10 protein-coding genes and 1 riboswitch are annotated in these 16,045 nt (G+C 51.6%); of the genes, 5 read left to right on the top strand and 5 right to left on the bottom strand.

The window, feature by feature from the left end:
* Positions 1-407: 407 nt before the first annotated feature.
* From BLR00_RS15400 to lysS, 3 genes are all read left to right on the top strand, one after another.
* Positions 408-2,690, top strand: a complete 2,283-nt coding sequence (locus BLR00_RS15400) for a tetratricopeptide repeat protein (RefSeq protein WP_074633994.1) — start codon at positions 408-410, stop codon at positions 2,688-2,690.
* A 1,469-nt stretch (positions 2,691-4,159) separates the two neighbouring features.
* A protein-coding gene (prfB, locus tag BLR00_RS15415; RefSeq protein ID WP_107797607.1) for a peptide chain release factor 2 occupies positions 4,160-5,264 on the top strand; the annotation gives its coding sequence in 2 pieces (ribosomal slippage) (positions 4,160-4,240 and positions 4,242-5,264; 1,104 coding nt in all).
* 8 nt (positions 5,265-5,272) lie between these two features.
* Complete coding sequence (lysS, locus tag BLR00_RS15420; RefSeq protein ID WP_074633998.1) at positions 5,273-6,805, top strand: lysine--tRNA ligase; 1,533 nt, start codon at positions 5,273-5,275, stop codon at positions 6,803-6,805.
* Positions 6,806-6,938: 133 nt separating this feature from the next.
* Here lysS and hpnA read toward each other — a convergent pair whose 3' ends face one another.
* The 4 genes from hpnA to BLR00_RS15440 all read right to left on the bottom strand — a co-directional run bounded on the left by hpnA (position 6,939) and on the right by BLR00_RS15440 (position 12,253).
* The gene (gene hpnA / locus BLR00_RS15425; protein WP_256324177.1) at positions 6,939-7,937 is read right to left on the bottom strand and encodes a hopanoid-associated sugar epimerase; all 999 of its coding nucleotides are present in this window, start codon (positions 7,935-7,937) and stop codon (positions 6,939-6,941) included.
* 185 nt (positions 7,938-8,122) lie between these two features.
* The gene (locus BLR00_RS15430; RefSeq protein ID WP_074634359.1) at positions 8,123-9,772 is read right to left on the bottom strand and encodes a MutS-related protein; all 1,650 of its coding nucleotides are present in this window, start codon (positions 9,770-9,772) and stop codon (positions 8,123-8,125) included.
* A gap of 284 nt (positions 9,773-10,056) precedes the next feature.
* Positions 10,057-11,400 carry a TolC family outer membrane protein gene (locus BLR00_RS15435; protein WP_308811287.1) on the bottom strand — a complete coding sequence of 448 codons (1,344 nt, stop codon included), beginning with the start codon at positions 11,398-11,400 and terminating at the stop codon, positions 10,057-10,059.
* Positions 11,401-11,587: 187 nt separating this feature from the next.
* The gene (locus BLR00_RS15440; protein WP_074634361.1) at positions 11,588-12,253 is read right to left on the bottom strand and encodes a protein-L-isoaspartate O-methyltransferase family protein; all 666 of its coding nucleotides are present in this window, start codon (positions 12,251-12,253) and stop codon (positions 11,588-11,590) included.
* Positions 12,254-12,316: 63 nt separating this feature from the next.
* Positions 12,317-12,423: riboswitch (TPP riboswitch) on the top strand.
* Positions 12,424-12,463: 40 nt separating this feature from the next.
* Between BLR00_RS15440 and thiC the strand changes: the two genes are divergently transcribed.
* Entirely contained in the window at positions 12,464-14,371 is a 1,908-nt protein-coding gene (gene thiC / locus BLR00_RS15445; RefSeq protein ID WP_074634000.1) for a phosphomethylpyrimidine synthase ThiC, read from the top strand.
* A gap of 320 nt (positions 14,372-14,691) precedes the next feature.
* The gene (locus tag BLR00_RS15455; RefSeq protein ID WP_074634002.1) at positions 14,692-15,516 is read left to right on the top strand and encodes an undecaprenyl-diphosphate phosphatase; all 825 of its coding nucleotides are present in this window, start codon (positions 14,692-14,694) and stop codon (positions 15,514-15,516) included.
* A gap of 53 nt (positions 15,517-15,569) precedes the next feature.
* On the opposite strand, the gene BLR00_RS15460 is transcribed toward BLR00_RS15455, so the two are convergent.
* Positions 15,570-16,022 carry a rhodanese-like domain-containing protein gene (locus BLR00_RS15460; RefSeq protein ID WP_074634003.1) on the bottom strand — a complete coding sequence of 151 codons (453 nt, stop codon included), beginning with the start codon at positions 16,020-16,022 and terminating at the stop codon, positions 15,570-15,572.
* Positions 16,023-16,045: the final 23 nt, after the last annotated feature.

Below are 16,045 nucleotides of genomic sequence, written 5' to 3' on the forward strand. Positions count from 1 at the left end.
GGCAACCCAGGATTCTACTGCGCCGAGTAGCTAATTACGGAGAGCAGGTCACCCAAGTGCGAGCCCGCGGATTCGCTGCATCGGAAATTTGGGGTCTTGGATCAACCTTGCGGTTGGGTGCGATGTCGTCCTGAAGTCCGTAGGCGGAAATAAGAAACTGAGCCATTTCAGCGCCGAGTGCGGAAACTTGGTGATGTCATCTGCGACAACTCGCAGACAACGGTGGTAAATATAAACGGCAATGCCGCCATCATGCTCAAATAATCGGTACAAGGTGTCATGAGGCAATTGCAATACTGCGACAAGTTTTTCAGAAAAATGGCCAATAATCCTATAAGTTTTATCTATACTAAAAATATATAATCGCGTGATGCTGACGCGAGCTATTCACCCCCGGGGTTCTTCATATGCACGTGAGTACGCACAACGGGGCACTTTATCTGTCCGTCTTCCTGCTCGGATGGATTGCAGCATTCCGACTGTTTGCCGCTGATGGCATTGCTCAAGAGGCGGCTCGTGACACGCCGTCGGTTGATACGTCAATTGACGTTCAAACGCTCTGCGAGAAATATCAGATCGGGCATGAGCAATGTGAGACGCTCATAAACGGGTCGCCTGTGATGGCAGCCAATCAGAACGGCTGGTCTAAACTTCAAAGGGGACAATTCGAGGAAGCACTCAAAGATTTTTCCGTTGCCCTGCAGATCAATCCGGACTACGAGAAAGCACGCGTAAATAGGGCAACCACGCTCACCCACCTAAAGCGTTTCGAGGAAGCACTGCGCGATATTGATTACATCTTACAAAAAGATCCCCTTAGTTTTGCAGGCTTGCAGAATCAGTGCATTATTTTCGACAAGTGGAATAGAGCGCATGAGGCGCTTACTGCCTGTAATAAAGCGATATCCGTTTACCCTAAGAATGCCATTGCCTACAACAATCGTGGCTGGGTACGGTGGGGCTCTGGGGCACCAGAATTGGCTTTAGCAGACTTCAAGAAAGCTCTTTCATTAAATCCTCAGTATGACCAAGCAAGGGCGAATCTCCAGAGAGTCTTACACGAGATTGCTGACCAAGACTTAGTTCAACGTGAGATGGAACTGGAGTTGGCGTCCCACCCTCACGAGGCGGCCCATATGCTGGCGCTAGCTCAATATCTCGTCCGCCGCAACAAAGATTTGCCGCAGGCTCAGCAATTAACTACGCGAGCCGTGGCAATCTCCCCATCAGTAGGCACCCTCATGTTGGCCGCACTTGCAAATGCGAGAGCTGGAGATCGCCAACGTGTCCGAGAACATCTCCGACAAATGCGCGACCTCCTCGGAAGGGCTGATTTCGAGAAATTAGCTAATGCTCAATCAAGACGCGGCTTTAAAATGTCCCAAAATACCTCTGTCGAACCAGCATCTGTGCTTGTGCCAAAAGCGCGAGCGACATACCTCTCTGATACTGATCGAGTGGCATGCTTTCTGGAAACCATGCAAAAGAACGAACGGATCCGGATAGTTTGGCCGACTGAAGAAGACTTACGAGGACGAGGCTTAGATCCAAAGATGCCGGAAATTGTAGAAGCAATGGCGGTTGAATTGCCCACGAGGTACGAAAATCCAATCGCATCAAAGATTTTGAATAGCTTGTTTAGTCAAATTAAAGAGACACCAACTGTCAAAGCAATATCTCAGCAAAAAGCGGCAACAGTTCTACTCGGCACGTTTGATAATACTGAGCTTAGCGCTGAAATTCTCCGGGTGCCTGAGCTTAGCGCTGAAACTCAGTTCAAGTGCGGTTCTAGCTACGTCACTTCTTCGGCCTTTGATCATCGTATCATTACAGTAAACTGGCGTCTGTTTTCATTCGCGCACGAAATAACAAAGATTGTCTTTCCAACGGTCATCGGCGCTGGTGCGAGTAAGGCATCAAATAAGTTCGCTAGGGCAATTCGGGATGAACCGGATTTGCCATCTGTATTTTTGCAGGCCTTGACTGAGTTTCTGATGATAGCGCGACGGCAGGAGAGCGTCGCGATTGACCCAGAGGTGATGCATCTCCTTGAAGCGAACCTGACTGGCATGGAAGTATTTGCAGTGGCACACGAATACGCGCACATCCTACGTAACCATTCGACCATCGGAGCGACCGACGCGCGTACTTTACGGGAATCGTGGGGGCAAGAGCTCGAGGCTGATTTCATCGCCATGGATATCTTATTTGACGTAGCGAATTCAGATTCAAGAGAGAAGAGCGTCCGCACGCCTACCGTTTTTGGCGCGTTGTTTTTTTTGCGCACATTGGAAATGCTGGAGCAAGCGACTCAGCTCAATCGAGGCGGTCAAACGGTTGACTTAAGCGAGGACGATTTTAAGGAGACGTTGCGCATCGTCAGTGATTACTTGGTCCCTGGCGAGGCGGGGGGCGATCCGAGCAAATTCGAGCAAAAGCTTGCAGAGCGTTATGGTGAACATCCCCCACTATGGCTGCGACGCTACTTTGTCGAGCAGTTTACACACAGGTATCTCAAATCACTCACCTTTTCATCAGCCGAAGAGAAGAATAACGCCTCTGCGAGCGTTCATGCCTTGGAAAATTTGTGGCTCCTATTCGAGCGCGTCAAGCCGGATCTAGCACTCGGGCCCGCGACTCAGATGGTGCAGGATGAAGTCAATTTGATCGTGAAGGGAGAAACAAAATGAAATCGCAGTATCGAGCGTCTGTGCGTTTGTATATATCGTTCATGTGCCGCGTGCTTCTTATATACGTGATATTACAGACACCAATCGCTAATGCCGAGAACGCGCCACCAGCACATTACTCAGCACCCTTCTCGTATGGCAGCTATCTTACGTCTCGAGAAGCGCTAACGTCGTTTGCTGTCTTGGGCTTCGGCCTTCTGATGGCGATCGTTTCGACATATCTACTGCAAGTGGCGAAGGTGGCAGCGACTGAGGTCATTCGGCTCGTCGCACTTCTAGTCATTGTTACTGGGGTTCTTTTTTTGGTTGCTGCAGGATATGCTGTCGAGAATATCGCACCAGCGCTAGGTTTGCTTGGGACAGTCGCAGGATACCTACTAGGCAGATCTGAGAAGAAAGACACGTCAAAAACTGACTAGGAGATCATGTAATGGGGGTCAGTCACAGACTCCTCGTGAGTTTAATAGCGACTACAGCATTGGTGCAGTTATCGCCGCGAAGCTTGGATGCCGCTACCGAGGAACCAAGGCAAACCGAGGTTACCGTGCCTACGCTTCAACAGTACGCGAGGAAAAGGCAGGGCCTCGGACTGCTGACGGGACGTACACTATACGTTCGAAACAACAGCGAACAAGCAATTACGTTACGATTGCTTGACGTGAGAACTGCATCGGGGTGGCAATCAGTAGTGCTGCCGCCAGCATCAGAGTATGAGGTTAGGCTCGGTTCTTTATGGGTGGCAGTAGCGACTGGCGAGAACACTCCAGACCTGAAAGATCTTTCTGCAACAAATACAGTCGCGCTAGACAAGGATGGCTCGGTTGTAGGAATGAGCTTTGTAAGGCAGCTCCAGGATCAAAGACGATATGAGATTTGCTGGAGCAGCAGACTCATGCGTTGGGTCATGCAAGATTTACGGGAAACACTATGCCCATAAGATAGATCAGAAAGTCAAGTAAACAAGCTCCTATTTGGGATCCCGTCGTTTTACGTGCAAAAAGTGACGGTACGCAAAACGAGTAACGACACGGGGGTAATTCGGTATGATAATGATTAAATGAGCATTACTGTCTTCTCTGTAATACGAGTTTCGAGGCGTGAATGCTTGCTCGATTTCAGCTAATGGCGATAGTTCTTACGATATTTAGTGGTGGCTTGTGATCCAATACTGGTGTAGGGATGAGCATGTAAACCGCCGATTAATATAACTGTTCTGTCTGCTTCCTGAATGTTCGGGAAACCGCGTCAACAGATGACCTGTTTTCGCTGTTAGCGTGGTACTCGCTCTAGTATCCATGTGGGTTCTCAAGCGATAAAGCAGCGAATATAGACTCAATAATACATTGCACAAACTCCACTAGACTGAGTGAGGTTCTTCAGCCGTCAGTTATTACACGGAAAACAAGGGGACCCCCAAATGCACTCCCTGCTTCCTGTATAATTGGTCCTTTTGGAAACGGCTCTCTCCTATGGAAGCGGAACAACTTAACGCCCTCTCCTATCAACTCGCCGATCTCGACAACCGGGCGATAGAATTACGGAGGTATCTTTGACTTCGATACCAAGCAAACACGTCTGAACGAACTTACCCGGCTGACGGAAGATCCCGCCATCTGGGATGACAATAAACGTGCCCAGGAATTGGGTCGCGAAAAAAAAATGCTGGAAGACGTTGTCATCACCCTGGAAACAGTCGGGCGACAACTGCATGATGCGCGAGACTTGTTCCAGATGGCAAGAGAGGAAGATGACGATGCCACGCTGCGGAGCATCGACAGCGATATCGTGCAACTGGAAAAGATCGTGGCGGAAATGGAATTCCGCCGCATGTTTTCCAATCCGATGGACCCTAATAATTGCTTCGTGGACATCCAGGCCGGTTCAGGCGGCACTGAAGCACAGGACTGGACAGCGATGCTGGAACGCATGTATCTGCGCTTTTGTGAACGCCGCGGATACAGCGTGGAAGTGATGGAAGAATCGCCCGGTGAAGTTGCGGGCATCAAGAGCGCAAGCATCAAGATATCAGGTGATTATGCCTATGGCTATCTTCGCACCGAGACCGGCGTGCACCGGTTGGTGCGGAAATCCCCGTTCGATTCCGGCAATCGCCGGCATACCTCCTTTGCCAGCGTGTTTGTCTATCCCGAGGTGGATGAAACCATCGAAATAGAAATCAACCCGGCGGACTTGCGCGTCGACACTTTTCGCGCATCCGGCGCGGGAGGTCAGCACATCAATAAAACGGACTCTGCCATTCGCATCACCCACAATCCCACGGGTATCGTGGTGCAATGCCAGAGCGGCCGTTCCCAGCACCGCAATCGCGCAGACGCGATGGCCATGCTGAAATCGCGGCTGTACGAAGCGGAATTGCGTAAACGCAATGACGAAAAGCAAGCGATAGAAGACAGCAAAACCGATATCGGCTGGGGACACCAGATCCGCTCCTACGTACTGGACCAGTCACGCATCAAAGACTTGCGCACCAGCATCGAAACCGGCAATACCCAGGCGGTGCTCGACGGCGGACTGGACGATTTCATCGAAGCAAGTTTAAAGCAAGGCGTATAGGAGGCGTGATGGCGACGGACGGTATTTCAGAGAAAGGCGTGGATGAATCACTCGGCAGAGTAGAGACGGAGACGAAACTCGTTGAGGAGCGCCGCACTAAGCTGACTTTGCTGCGTGAAACAGGTAACGCCTTTCCCAATGATTTTCGCCGCGAAGATTTCTCATCCGACCTTTATCGGCAATATGGCGAGCACGATAACGAAACGCTGGAAGCAACACCCAGGCTCGTGACCATTGCGGGACGCATGGTATTGAAGCGGGTGATGGGCAAAGCAAGCTTCGCCACACTCCAGGATATGAGTGGGCGCATCCAGCTTTACATCACCAATGATATTACCGGCGCGGAGGTACATGAAGCTTTCAAGCATTATGACCTCGGCGATATACTGGGTGCTCAAGGCACGCTCTTCAAAACCCGGACTGGCGAGCTTTCGGTGCGCGTCACAACTCTGCGCTTGCTGACCAAGTCCTTACGCCCCTTGCCAGAAAAATTTCACGGTCTGACCGACCAGGAACAGAAATACCGCCAGCGTTATCTCGATCTGATCACGAACGAAAATACCCGCAAGGTCTTTATCACGCGATCCAGAATCATCCAGTCCATTCGCGAATTTTTTACAGCGGATGGTTATCTGGAAGTGGAAACACCGATGATGCATCCTATCCCCGGTGGCGCGACGGCACGGCCTTTTGTCACTTACCACAATACGCTGGACATGCAATTGTATCTCCGCATCGCGCCGGAGCTATATTTGAAGCGTCTGGTGGTCGGTGGAATGGAAAAAGTATTTGAGATCAATCGCAATTTCCGTAACGAGGGCATCTCTACCCGGCACAATCCCGAATTCACCATGCTTGAATTTTATGAAGCTTATCGGGATTACACCTATCTGATGGATTTCACGGAAACCATGCTGCGGGAAATAGCGACAAAAGTTTTAGGCGCCACTAATATAACGTATCAGGGACGGGAAATCGATCTGGCACAACCGTTCGCACGCCTTACCATTACCCAGGCAATCCAGAAATTTCACCCGGAATATACCGATGCGCAACTCGGTGATCGCGCATTCCTGGTCAGCAAGTTGCGGGCGCTTGGCATTACTCACAAAACGGGGGATGGTATCGGTGGCCTGCAGCTATCGTTATTTGACGAAACCACCGAGCATTTACTATTCGAGCCAACTTTTATCGTTGATTACCCGGCGGAAGTCTCACCGCTTGCACGGCGCAATGATGTCAATCCTGAGATAACTGACCGGTTCGAGCTCTATATCGCTGGACGCGAAATCGCAAACGGCTTTTCCGAATTGAATGATTCCGAGGATCAGGCAGCACGCTTCCAGGAACAAGCCAGTGCCAAGGAAGCAGGCGATGCCGAAGCAATGCATTACGACGCCGATTACATCCGCGCACTGGAATACGGCCTGCCCCCTACCGCGGGCGAAGGTATCGGCATAGACCGCCTGGTAATGCTGTTCACCGATAGCCCTAGTATTCGAGACGTCATCCTGTTCCCGCAATTGCGGCAGGAAGACTGAAGACAACATGCCTGAATCTGCTCCGCCTGTATGTTGACATACTTTTTCGATAATCCAGGATTTTTACCAAATCGACCCTGTTTTTGACGTTTCCCAAGCATCCTGCTCTATAGCAGAAATATTTTGGCGATCATCAATGCCTGTCACAATAACCATTATCCTGAAACCAGGTCATCGCATCTTCAAGCGCCTCCACCGCGGGGCGATAGCGATAACCCAGCACCCGTACAGCTTTTTCGCTGGAGTAAAACATCATTTTCTTTGCCATGCGCAAACTATCCACCGTCGCACGCGGCTCAACATTCGTCACCATTGCCATTTTTTCCATTAGCCAGGCAGCGGGTAAAATCATCTGGACGGGAATATTGAATCGCTTTGTCCGCTTGCCTCTAATCTCATCGATTGCCTGTAGTATTTGCAGTAAAGTCATATTTTCACCGCCCAGGATATAGCGCTCCCCCGATTTTCCATGCGTATGAGCCAGCAGATGACCATATGCGATGTCATCGGCATGGGCGACATTCAAACCGGTATTTACGTACGCCGGCATCCGGCCACATAAGGTGTCAACCACGATACGTCCTGTCGGCGTGGGTTTGATGTCGCGCGGCCCTATCGGCGTAGACGGATTGACGATAACCAGCGGCAGCTTATGCTCATCGGTAATCCGCTGAACAATCTGTTCCGCCATGAACTTAGACCGCTTATAGTGCCCGGTCATCGACCCAAGACTGGAAGGCGTGTCTTCGGTGGCGGAGGTCCCATCCTGATGCGTTCCCAGCGTTGCCACGCTGCTGGTGTATATCATGCGATTGATTCCGGCCTCCGCTGCTGCGAGTATCAGCGCCTCGGTTCCTTTGACATTGATGTCATACATGGTTTCGGGATTCGGCACCCATAGGCGGTAATCCGCGGCAACATGAAACAAACTATCGCAACCAGTAACCGCGCGCTTCAACGATGGAGCGGAACGTAAATCACCTTCGGAAATTTCAACAGGTAACTTATGAAGATTTCTCCGATCACTTCCCGGCCTGACCAGGCACCGCACTTCGTGGCCGGCGTCCAGTAAACAGCGCGCGACCGCCGAACCAACAAAGCCGTTTGCGCCTGTAACCAATGATTTCATCATACTCAACCTTTCTTCAGCTCCCGAATTGACCCAAGAGCCTATAAGCCGCGATTGCTTGGATGCCACATGCCGCAAATACTCAATTCGACCCTATAACCGGCAAAAGAGGGCGTATATCAAACAAGAATCGTTAAACCGGGGGACTCGACGATATCCACGATCCGGCATCAGAATAAGCACGTTCATCAGTCAGCGGGGCGCGTTGCAAGGTGCTTCTCCACATCTTCTTTGCTGAAACCTAAGGCGGCAGCCACACGATCAGCATGGCTGACCCGGGACACACCTGGAACCAAACGATAAGTCGGGCCTTGAGGCAAGAATTCACCCTGCAGGTAACGGCCAATTCCCTTGTTCTGCAAGCGCTCGCATAGCTCGTGATTATGGGTAACAAGTAATGTGCTTGCTCCAAGCTTGTGAAAGCCTGCAAGGACATATTCGGAAAGCTCCAACTTCTCCTCGAACGTTGTTCCTTCCGACAGCTCATCCAGTACAACGAGACTGCGCGCCGTGGAGTTGAAGAATATCTCGCGTGTACGCTTCAATTCATGGCCGAAGCGGCCCATCCCTTCATCCAATCGGCCCGGATCCGGCACCTGGTAAAAAATATGCTCCGCGAGTACCAGCTGTGCGGTAGCTGCGGGGATGTAACAACCGATCTGGCCCAATAACTGAATCTGGACTACGGTTTTACAATAGGCCGTCTTGCCACCGCTGTTAGGTCCCGTGATAACCAGCAACCGTCCTTTATCATCAAGCAGTATATCGTTCGGCACGTAGTCCGGATTCGTGCCGGCAAGTAGCGGATTTCTCGCTTCCGTAACGCTGAGGGAATGCCGCTCGCATTCGACTATCTCTGGCAGCACCATCTTTCCGCCAAAGGCAAGCGAGTAGCGATGAAACGATACGATTTCGTCAATCATACCCAACGCATCCAGTGCGCGCGCCAATTCCGGGCTCTGCTTGAACAGCTTGCGCAATGGATAGATAACGGAATCGCGATCGGATGCCGCGATTGCGAGCAGGAGGACGGGCAGAACCGGCACAGCCAGCACGAGTATCCCGTATCCCAGATAAGCAATTCCGAAACTGGCGAGCATACTCTGGAAGAAATAAAGCGCTACGCCAAGCACCGCCAATGTTAACAGCATTGGAAGCGGCTTGATAATCGATGGTGTGAAGCGCGGAACGGGTAAAAAACGCGGTTTCTCCTCCCGCGTCTTGAACTTTCCTTCTACAGGATAAACGGGTCCCCGCATCAGGGAGTAAATACGAGAGGTCCCGAAGTCGCGAATGACCGTAAACAAGTCTCGCAGATATGGACTTTGCGGCTGTGGCAGCGTGTCCATCGCCTCGACCAGATCGACAACAAAGCCGGTACCATCAGCAAACTGGTGGTAACCGTAACCGCTAAATTCCATTTCATCTTTCCCGCTTCTGGAATTATCGATAGCGAGACCACCGGTAAAGGTACCGTAAAGTAATTGATACAACGAGCGCTCTTCCGATGCCGCTGCTTTCAAGAAATGATGAAGCGCTTCCCGCAGACTGGAGTTTGACTCAAGCTCACGCAACGCTTCCTGCTTTTTTCGAGTTAGCGCAGGGTCGGTTGCTGGACGCGCCAGCGACCGGTAAAGTACCGATTGTCCGGCATGCGTAACGGCATGATTACAAGAATCAAATAATTGATTGATTTCGGTTGCGTGGAACGTCTTTGCATCCAGAACACCTTTGTCAGCATCTGTTGGACGCGTGTCGCGCACGCCCGCCAACCGCTCCCCGCTGGCAAGGACAGGCGGCTGACTCCAGCAGGGATCAGAGATGGCTGGATCGTTCATGGTAGGGGCTTGAGAACCTTTGAATAAATCCTCCATGAGCGTGTTGCAGGCACAATCAAAATGACTAAATAACTCGCCACAAGGGTCGTGGCGCCATTCACGATGGCTGTCAACGTGGGGGAGCGGACCTCCCGTTTTATTGCAGCCTTCACCATTGAGGATGGGATTTTTCGGATTGCTTGTCTTATTATGCCGCGTTTGCTCTGACTTCATCCAATATGTAGATATTGCTATTAATCATAATACTAACCTATTAAACGAGCGGTCAACTACCGGATTTAGTGTTATTGAACATGAGACACTGAACTTGGATCTCGCCCATTGGAAGAGGAGACACCGAGAGTACCTTTACTTACCAAGACATCATTTATCTGCCTCAAGTCTTCCTCATCCAGTTCACCCGCTTCCGCCTCCAATCTCAGCCTGGACATAAGAAAATTGTAACGCGCCTGGGCAAGATCCCGTCGTGCGGAATAGTGCAATTGCTGCGCATTCAATACATCCACTTCGGTTCTCACACCTACTTCCTGCCCGAGTTTGGTGGAATCCACCTGGCTTTGACTGGATGTTACCGCCTGCCGCAATGCTTTCATCTGCGCAATGCCGTTGGTAACATTAAGATACTGCTGACTTACTTGAAGCACACTGTTGCGCCGGGTATTGTTCAGATCCTGGAATACCTTCTCCTGAGTGGCCAGCGCTTCGCGTACGCGCGATTGCACTGCAAAACCCTGGAATATCGGAAAGTTCAACTGAATCCCGATTTCTTTTGTTGTCAGATCTATTGGCCGGCCGGTGACTGCCCCCCCGACACCTTTCTGATCACTGTATAGCGCGACCAGATCAACGGTCGGATAGTGTCCTGCCTTGGCTCGTTCCACTTCCTGTTTTGCGATTTCATACACTGACTGCTGAACTTTCATGGCAAGATTATTCTGTTCCGCCACGCTGATCCAATCCTGCATGTTTGCATACTTCAGGTTGAGCAGATCGGCAGAATTGGCAGAATTCTCATTTGGACGCACCAGGTTGTCCGGCAAACGGCCGATAATTTGTTGCAGTGCGCGTTTTCGAACTTCCAGATCGTTCCGGGCGACAATCTCCTGCGAGAGGGACAAATCAAACCGCGCCTGGGCTTCGTGGGTGTCGACAATGGTAACTGTTCCCACCTGAAAGTTACGCTTGGCCTGTGCAAGCTGCTCTCCGATGGCTTTCTTCTGAGCTTCCGCCACTTCCAGATTTATCAGCGCCAATAGAATGTCAAAATAAGCCTGCGCCACACGCAGGATCAGCTCCTGGGCTGCAATAATGAACTGAGAATCCGCTTGCGCAACCTGAATCTTGGATTGTTCATAGATGACGAAATTTTCCTTCCGATAAAGCGGCTGAGTTGCCGTAAGCGTTACGCTGGAAGGATCAATGGTAACCGGGGCCGGATTGGTCACGATGCCTCCAGCCCCCGTCGAGGTGCTTACATCGATATACTGTCTCCGACGCACGGCCCCAAGGGTGATGGTAGGCAGTAGCCCGGCCCGGCCCTGCGGCAATTTCTCCTGGGCCGCCTGATGCGCGGCACGTGCGGCGCTATATTGCGCGTCCTGTTCCAACGCCTCACGATAAATTTCCATGAGGTCACTCGCATGAAGCGGGGTATGAAAAGCCGCGCCAGCAATTAATAACGCGTAAATATATTGCGGAATCTTCACTTTGATCCAGATTGTCTTATTCTGCCGGGAGAAGAAGAACATCACCCGATTGAGCCCAGCTAATAAGTCCGTCAAGCGGGCACGCAATTCGCGAAGTTGATCTGGAAGATCAAAATGTGAATCTCGCCGGCTGCTTTGCGTTCTTTAGCGGAGCAATACAGGTTTCGAACAGACCCACTGTATTGTATGAGCCTGTTTTCTCTCCCTGCGCTACACAAGTGACGAGCAGTGCCTGCATCACCGGTGCATCACCCACCACCGCGAACAAGCGCCCGCCGGTTTTGAGGCTTTGCTGAAACGCCTCCGGCAAAACCGGCGTGGAGCCGGTCAGCACGATAACGTCATAAGGCCCATGCTCGGCCCAGCCACAGGCTGCATCGCCTAATTCCACCGTCACATTGCCGATCTCATGAGCCTGAAGATTTTTCTCCGCCATGGCTTTCAGTTCCGGCACGATTTCCACGCTGTAGACATATTCACCTTTCTTTGCCAGTAAGGCAGAAAGGTAGCCGCTGCCGCTGCCGACCTCCAGAATCCTGTCAGTCTCTTTAACCTGGAGTTCCTGCAAAATGCGCGCCTCAAACTTGGGAGCAAGCATCACTTCACCGTATCCCAGCGGGATTTCCATATCGACAAACGCAAGGGAACGGTATGCCGGGGGGGCAAACTCCTCACGCCGCAACTCAAATAATAATTTGAGAACTTCCTGATCCAGCACATCCCAGGGGCGAATTTGCTGTTCCACCATATTAAACCGGATTTGTTCGAGATCCATGTCCAGCCCTATATAAATTGTCATCACAGACTTGCAATTATTCCACATTTCCATTAGCTTCACAGCAGCAGCTAGGGGTCCGTTTCCGGAATCATCCGGCAAACCGGTGAGATAGTCCCTTAACACCTGATACGGGTAATGCCGCCGTAGGGAAGCTGGGATTAGCCGTCCCGCTCGTTTATGGCACCTAAAGACTTAAAGGAGCGTACTATGAATGCAACAGTTTTAAATCCAGCCCAATTCCCCTCTCCGTTTTCAAGCAAGACCGCCCATGTTGATGAAGGGGCGATCAAGCCTTTGCCCCAGTCCCGCAAAGTTTATGTGCAAGGGTCCCACCCGGATATTCAGGTACCGATGCGGGAAATCAGCCAATCCGATACGCCCGCCAATATGGGCACGGAGGAGAATCCCCCGATTTATGTCTATGATACTTCCGGCCCCTACACCGACCCCGCGGCAAAAATAGATATCCGTTCCGGCTTGCCGCCGTTACGCGAGAAGTGGATAGACGCACGGAACGACACGGAAGTTCTCTCCGGCCCCGCTTCCGCTTATGGCAGGCAACGTCTGACCGATCCCCAGTTGGCGGAAATGCGCTTCGATCTTAAGCGCCAGCCACGTTGCGGAAGGACCGGAGCGAACGTAACACAAATGCACTATGCCCGTCGCGGCATTATCACGCCGGAAATGGAATACGTCGCCATACGGGAAAATCAGCGTTGCGAACATCTTGGTGCTCAGCGCCGGGAATTGCTTACACGCCAGCATCCGGGGCACGATTTTGGCGCGCTCCTGCCACAGCATATCACACCGGAATTCGTACGTGACGAGGTGGCCCGCGGCCGCGCCATCATCCCTGTCAACATTAACCATCCCGAGTCTGAACCGATGATCATCGGGCGCAATTTTCTGGTGAAGATTAATGCGAATATCGGCAACTCTGCGCTGGGTTCAAGCATCCAGGAGGAAGTCGAGAAAATGACCTGGGCCATCCGTTGGGGCGGCGACACGGTTATGGATCTTTCGACTGGAAAGAATATCCACGAAACCCGTGAATGGATCATCCGTAACAGTCCAGTCCCCATTGGCACGGTACCGATTTATCAGGCATTGGAAAAAGTGAATGGCAAGGCGGAAGATCTTACATGGGAAATTTTTCGCGACACCTTGATCGAACAGGCGGAACAGGGCGTGGACTACTTCACCATCCATGCGGGTGTGCGGCTTGCCTATGTTCCCATGACGGCAAAGCGCTTGACCGGCATTGTTTCACGCGGCGGTTCGATCATGGCTAAGTGGTGTCTCGCGCATCACCAGGAAAGTTTTCTGTATACCCGCTTCGAGGAAATCTGCGAAATCATGAAGGCTTATGACGTCAGTTTCTCTCTTGGTGATGGTCTGCGTCCAGGTTCTATCTACGACGCCAATGATGAAGCCCAGTTTGCGGAACTGAAAACCCTTGGCGAACTAACCCAGGTGGCGTGGAAACATGACGTGCAGGTAATGATCGAGGGCCCTGGCCACGTACCCATGCATCTCATCAAGGAAAACATGGATTTGCAACTGGAATATTGCGCGGAGGCGCCTTTCTATACATTGGGCCCGCTCACTACCGACATCGCGCCGGGCTATGATCACATCACATCCGCAATCGGCGCCGCCATGATCGGCTGGTATGGCACGGCGATGCTATGTTACGTCACCCCCAAGGAGCACCTTGGCCTGCCGGATAAGGACGACGTAAAGGACGGCATCATCACCTACAAAATTGCCGCTCACGCGGCAGACCTGGCAAAGGGGCACCCGGGTGCGCAAATACGCGATAATGCACTGTCCAAGGCACGCTTCGAATTCCGCTGGAACGACCAGTTCAACCTCGGCCTCGATCCCGACAAGGCCAAGCAGTTCCACGACGAAACCTTACCGCAGGAAGGCGCCAAACTCGCGCATTTCTGCTCGATGTGCGGGCCCCATTTCTGCTCGATGAAAATAACCCAGGATGTGCGGGATTACGCCGCCAGTCAGGGAGTCAGCGAAAATCAGGCTCTCGAAAAGGGCATGGAAGAGAAAGCCATCGAGTTCGTGACGAAGGGGGCGGAGATTTATAGCAAGATATAATTTGCCTTAGCGCATGTAACCTAAGTCCGGGAGTTGGCCGGATTTAGGTTTAATGTGCAGGGAGATGGTTTTGGGAAGCAAAATCACAACAGATCAACAATTCCTGAAACTGCCTGCCCGGAGACTGGAAGTTCAATATTTTGAGGTCTTCTTTAGCCTGGAGCGAGAGTTCGGTGCGATAATACCGAAAATATTATCACCCGATCGAATCGCGACAACCATTCTCTATCGGATACTCCCATTGTCCAGTAACACCCTGACTCACTTGTGCTCATGCATGCCTATCCGGGGTCAAATGCTTTTCTCCGGATAATCGCCGCATGGATTGGCTTCTGCTCATCAAGGCCTTAATCCTCGGCATTGTCGAGGGCTTGACCGAATTCCTCCCGATTTCCTCCACCGGCCATCTAATCCTGGTAAGCGACTTGCTCGACTTCAATGACGAGAAAGGCAAAGTATTCGCGATTGTGATTCAACTGGGCGCAATATTGGCGGTATGCTGGGAGTATCGCGTCAAGATTGGTGGTGTAGTGAGGAACATTGGCTCAAGCGAGGATGCGAACCGCTTTGTGTTGAATCTTTTCATCGCGTTTCTGCCCGCTGCGATTCTGGGTCTCCTGTTCATCAAAACGATCAAGCAATATCTGTTTCATCCGGTTCCAGTGGCAATGGCGTTTATCGTCGGGGGAATTCTGATTCTTTGGGCTGAGCGCAGAAAGCATGTAGTCGATGTCGACCGGGTTGAGGACATGGACTGGAAACATGCGCTGAAGGTTGGATTGATGCAGTGCCTCGCGCTGATACCCGGTACTTCACGCTCGGGTGCAACCATTATTGGCGGCCTCTTTTTTGGCTTGTCACGCAAGGCGGCGACCGAGTTCTCTTTTTTTCTGGCGATACCCATCATGTTTGCGGCCACTTTCTACGATGTCTACAAACATCGCGACATATTGCATTTCGACGATATTGGCGTATTCATAGTGGGATTTGTGGCTTCGTTCATCAGCGCACTATTGGCGGTACGGGGCTTGTTGCGTTTTATCAGCCATCATGACTTCACTGTATTTGCGTGGTATCGAATTGGATTCGGGATCATTGTGCTGGCTACCGCCTATTCCGGGTTGGTCAAATGGTCGGCGGCGTAGACTTGTATCAGGATAGAAACAATTTACCGGTTTCTTGATTCCCAATTTCTGACTCAACCCTGTACCCACGGCAGTCCTGCGGCTTTCCACCCACCTCTGGTGCCACGGTGACCGGTTGCGTCCTTGTCACCTTCAAAGCCTTCTAGAATGTTGTAACAATTTGCGTAACCCGAGTCGGTGGCAATAGCGGCAGCTTGATGCGAGCGGCCGCCACTGCGGCAGATGAACATCACCATGGATTCCTTATCTACCTGGCTTGAGAGATAGTTGAGAAAGTCCGGGTTGGCACGCATGCCGGGGTAGGACTGCCATTCGATTTCCACCGCACCTGGAATTCGTCCCACCCAATCCCATTCAGCCCGGGAGCGGACGTCCACCAATCTGGCGCCGGGGGCTTCCTGCAACAATGTCAGTGCTTCAGCAGGAAGTAATGCGCCTTCATAGGGTAAATTCATTTCCTTGGCACGTTGTTGTGCCCTTTCGAGTATTGCAGTGATGGTTTCCATATGAACTTCAGATAGCAATGATT

The sequence above is a fragment of the Nitrosospira multiformis genome (genome assembly GCF_900103165.1).
Lineage (GTDB): Bacteria > Pseudomonadota > Gammaproteobacteria > Burkholderiales > Nitrosomonadaceae > Nitrosospira > Nitrosospira multiformis_D.

Excerpts from the sequence above, each read along its gene's own strand:
- BLR00_RS15440 (WP_074634361.1), bottom strand. The coding sequence starts at position 12,253 with ATGGATCTCGAACAAATCCGGTTTAATATGGTGGAACAGCAAATTCGC.
- BLR00_RS15400 (WP_074633994.1), top strand. The coding sequence starts at position 408 with ATGCACGTGAGTACGCACAACGGGGCACTTTATCTGTCCGTCTTCCTG.
- lysS (WP_074633998.1), top strand. The coding sequence starts at position 5,273 with ATGGCGACGGACGGTATTTCAGAGAAAGGCGTGGATGAATCACTCGGC.
- thiC (WP_074634000.1), top strand. The coding sequence starts at position 12,464 with ATGAATGCAACAGTTTTAAATCCAGCCCAATTCCCCTCTCCGTTTTCA.
- BLR00_RS15435 (WP_308811287.1), bottom strand. The coding sequence starts at position 11,400 with ATGGAAATTTATCGTGAGGCGTTGGAACAGGACGCGCAATATAGCGCC.
- BLR00_RS15460 (WP_074634003.1), bottom strand. The coding sequence starts at position 16,022 with ATGGAAACCATCACTGCAATACTCGAAAGGGCACAACAACGTGCCAAG.
- BLR00_RS15455 (WP_074634002.1), top strand. The coding sequence starts at position 14,692 with ATGGATTGGCTTCTGCTCATCAAGGCCTTAATCCTCGGCATTGTCGAG.
- BLR00_RS15430 (WP_074634359.1), bottom strand. The coding sequence starts at position 9,772 with ATGAACGATCCAGCCATCTCTGATCCCTGCTGGAGTCAGCCGCCTGTC.
- hpnA (WP_256324177.1), bottom strand. The coding sequence starts at position 7,937 with ATGATGAAATCATTGGTTACAGGCGCAAACGGCTTTGTTGGTTCGGCG.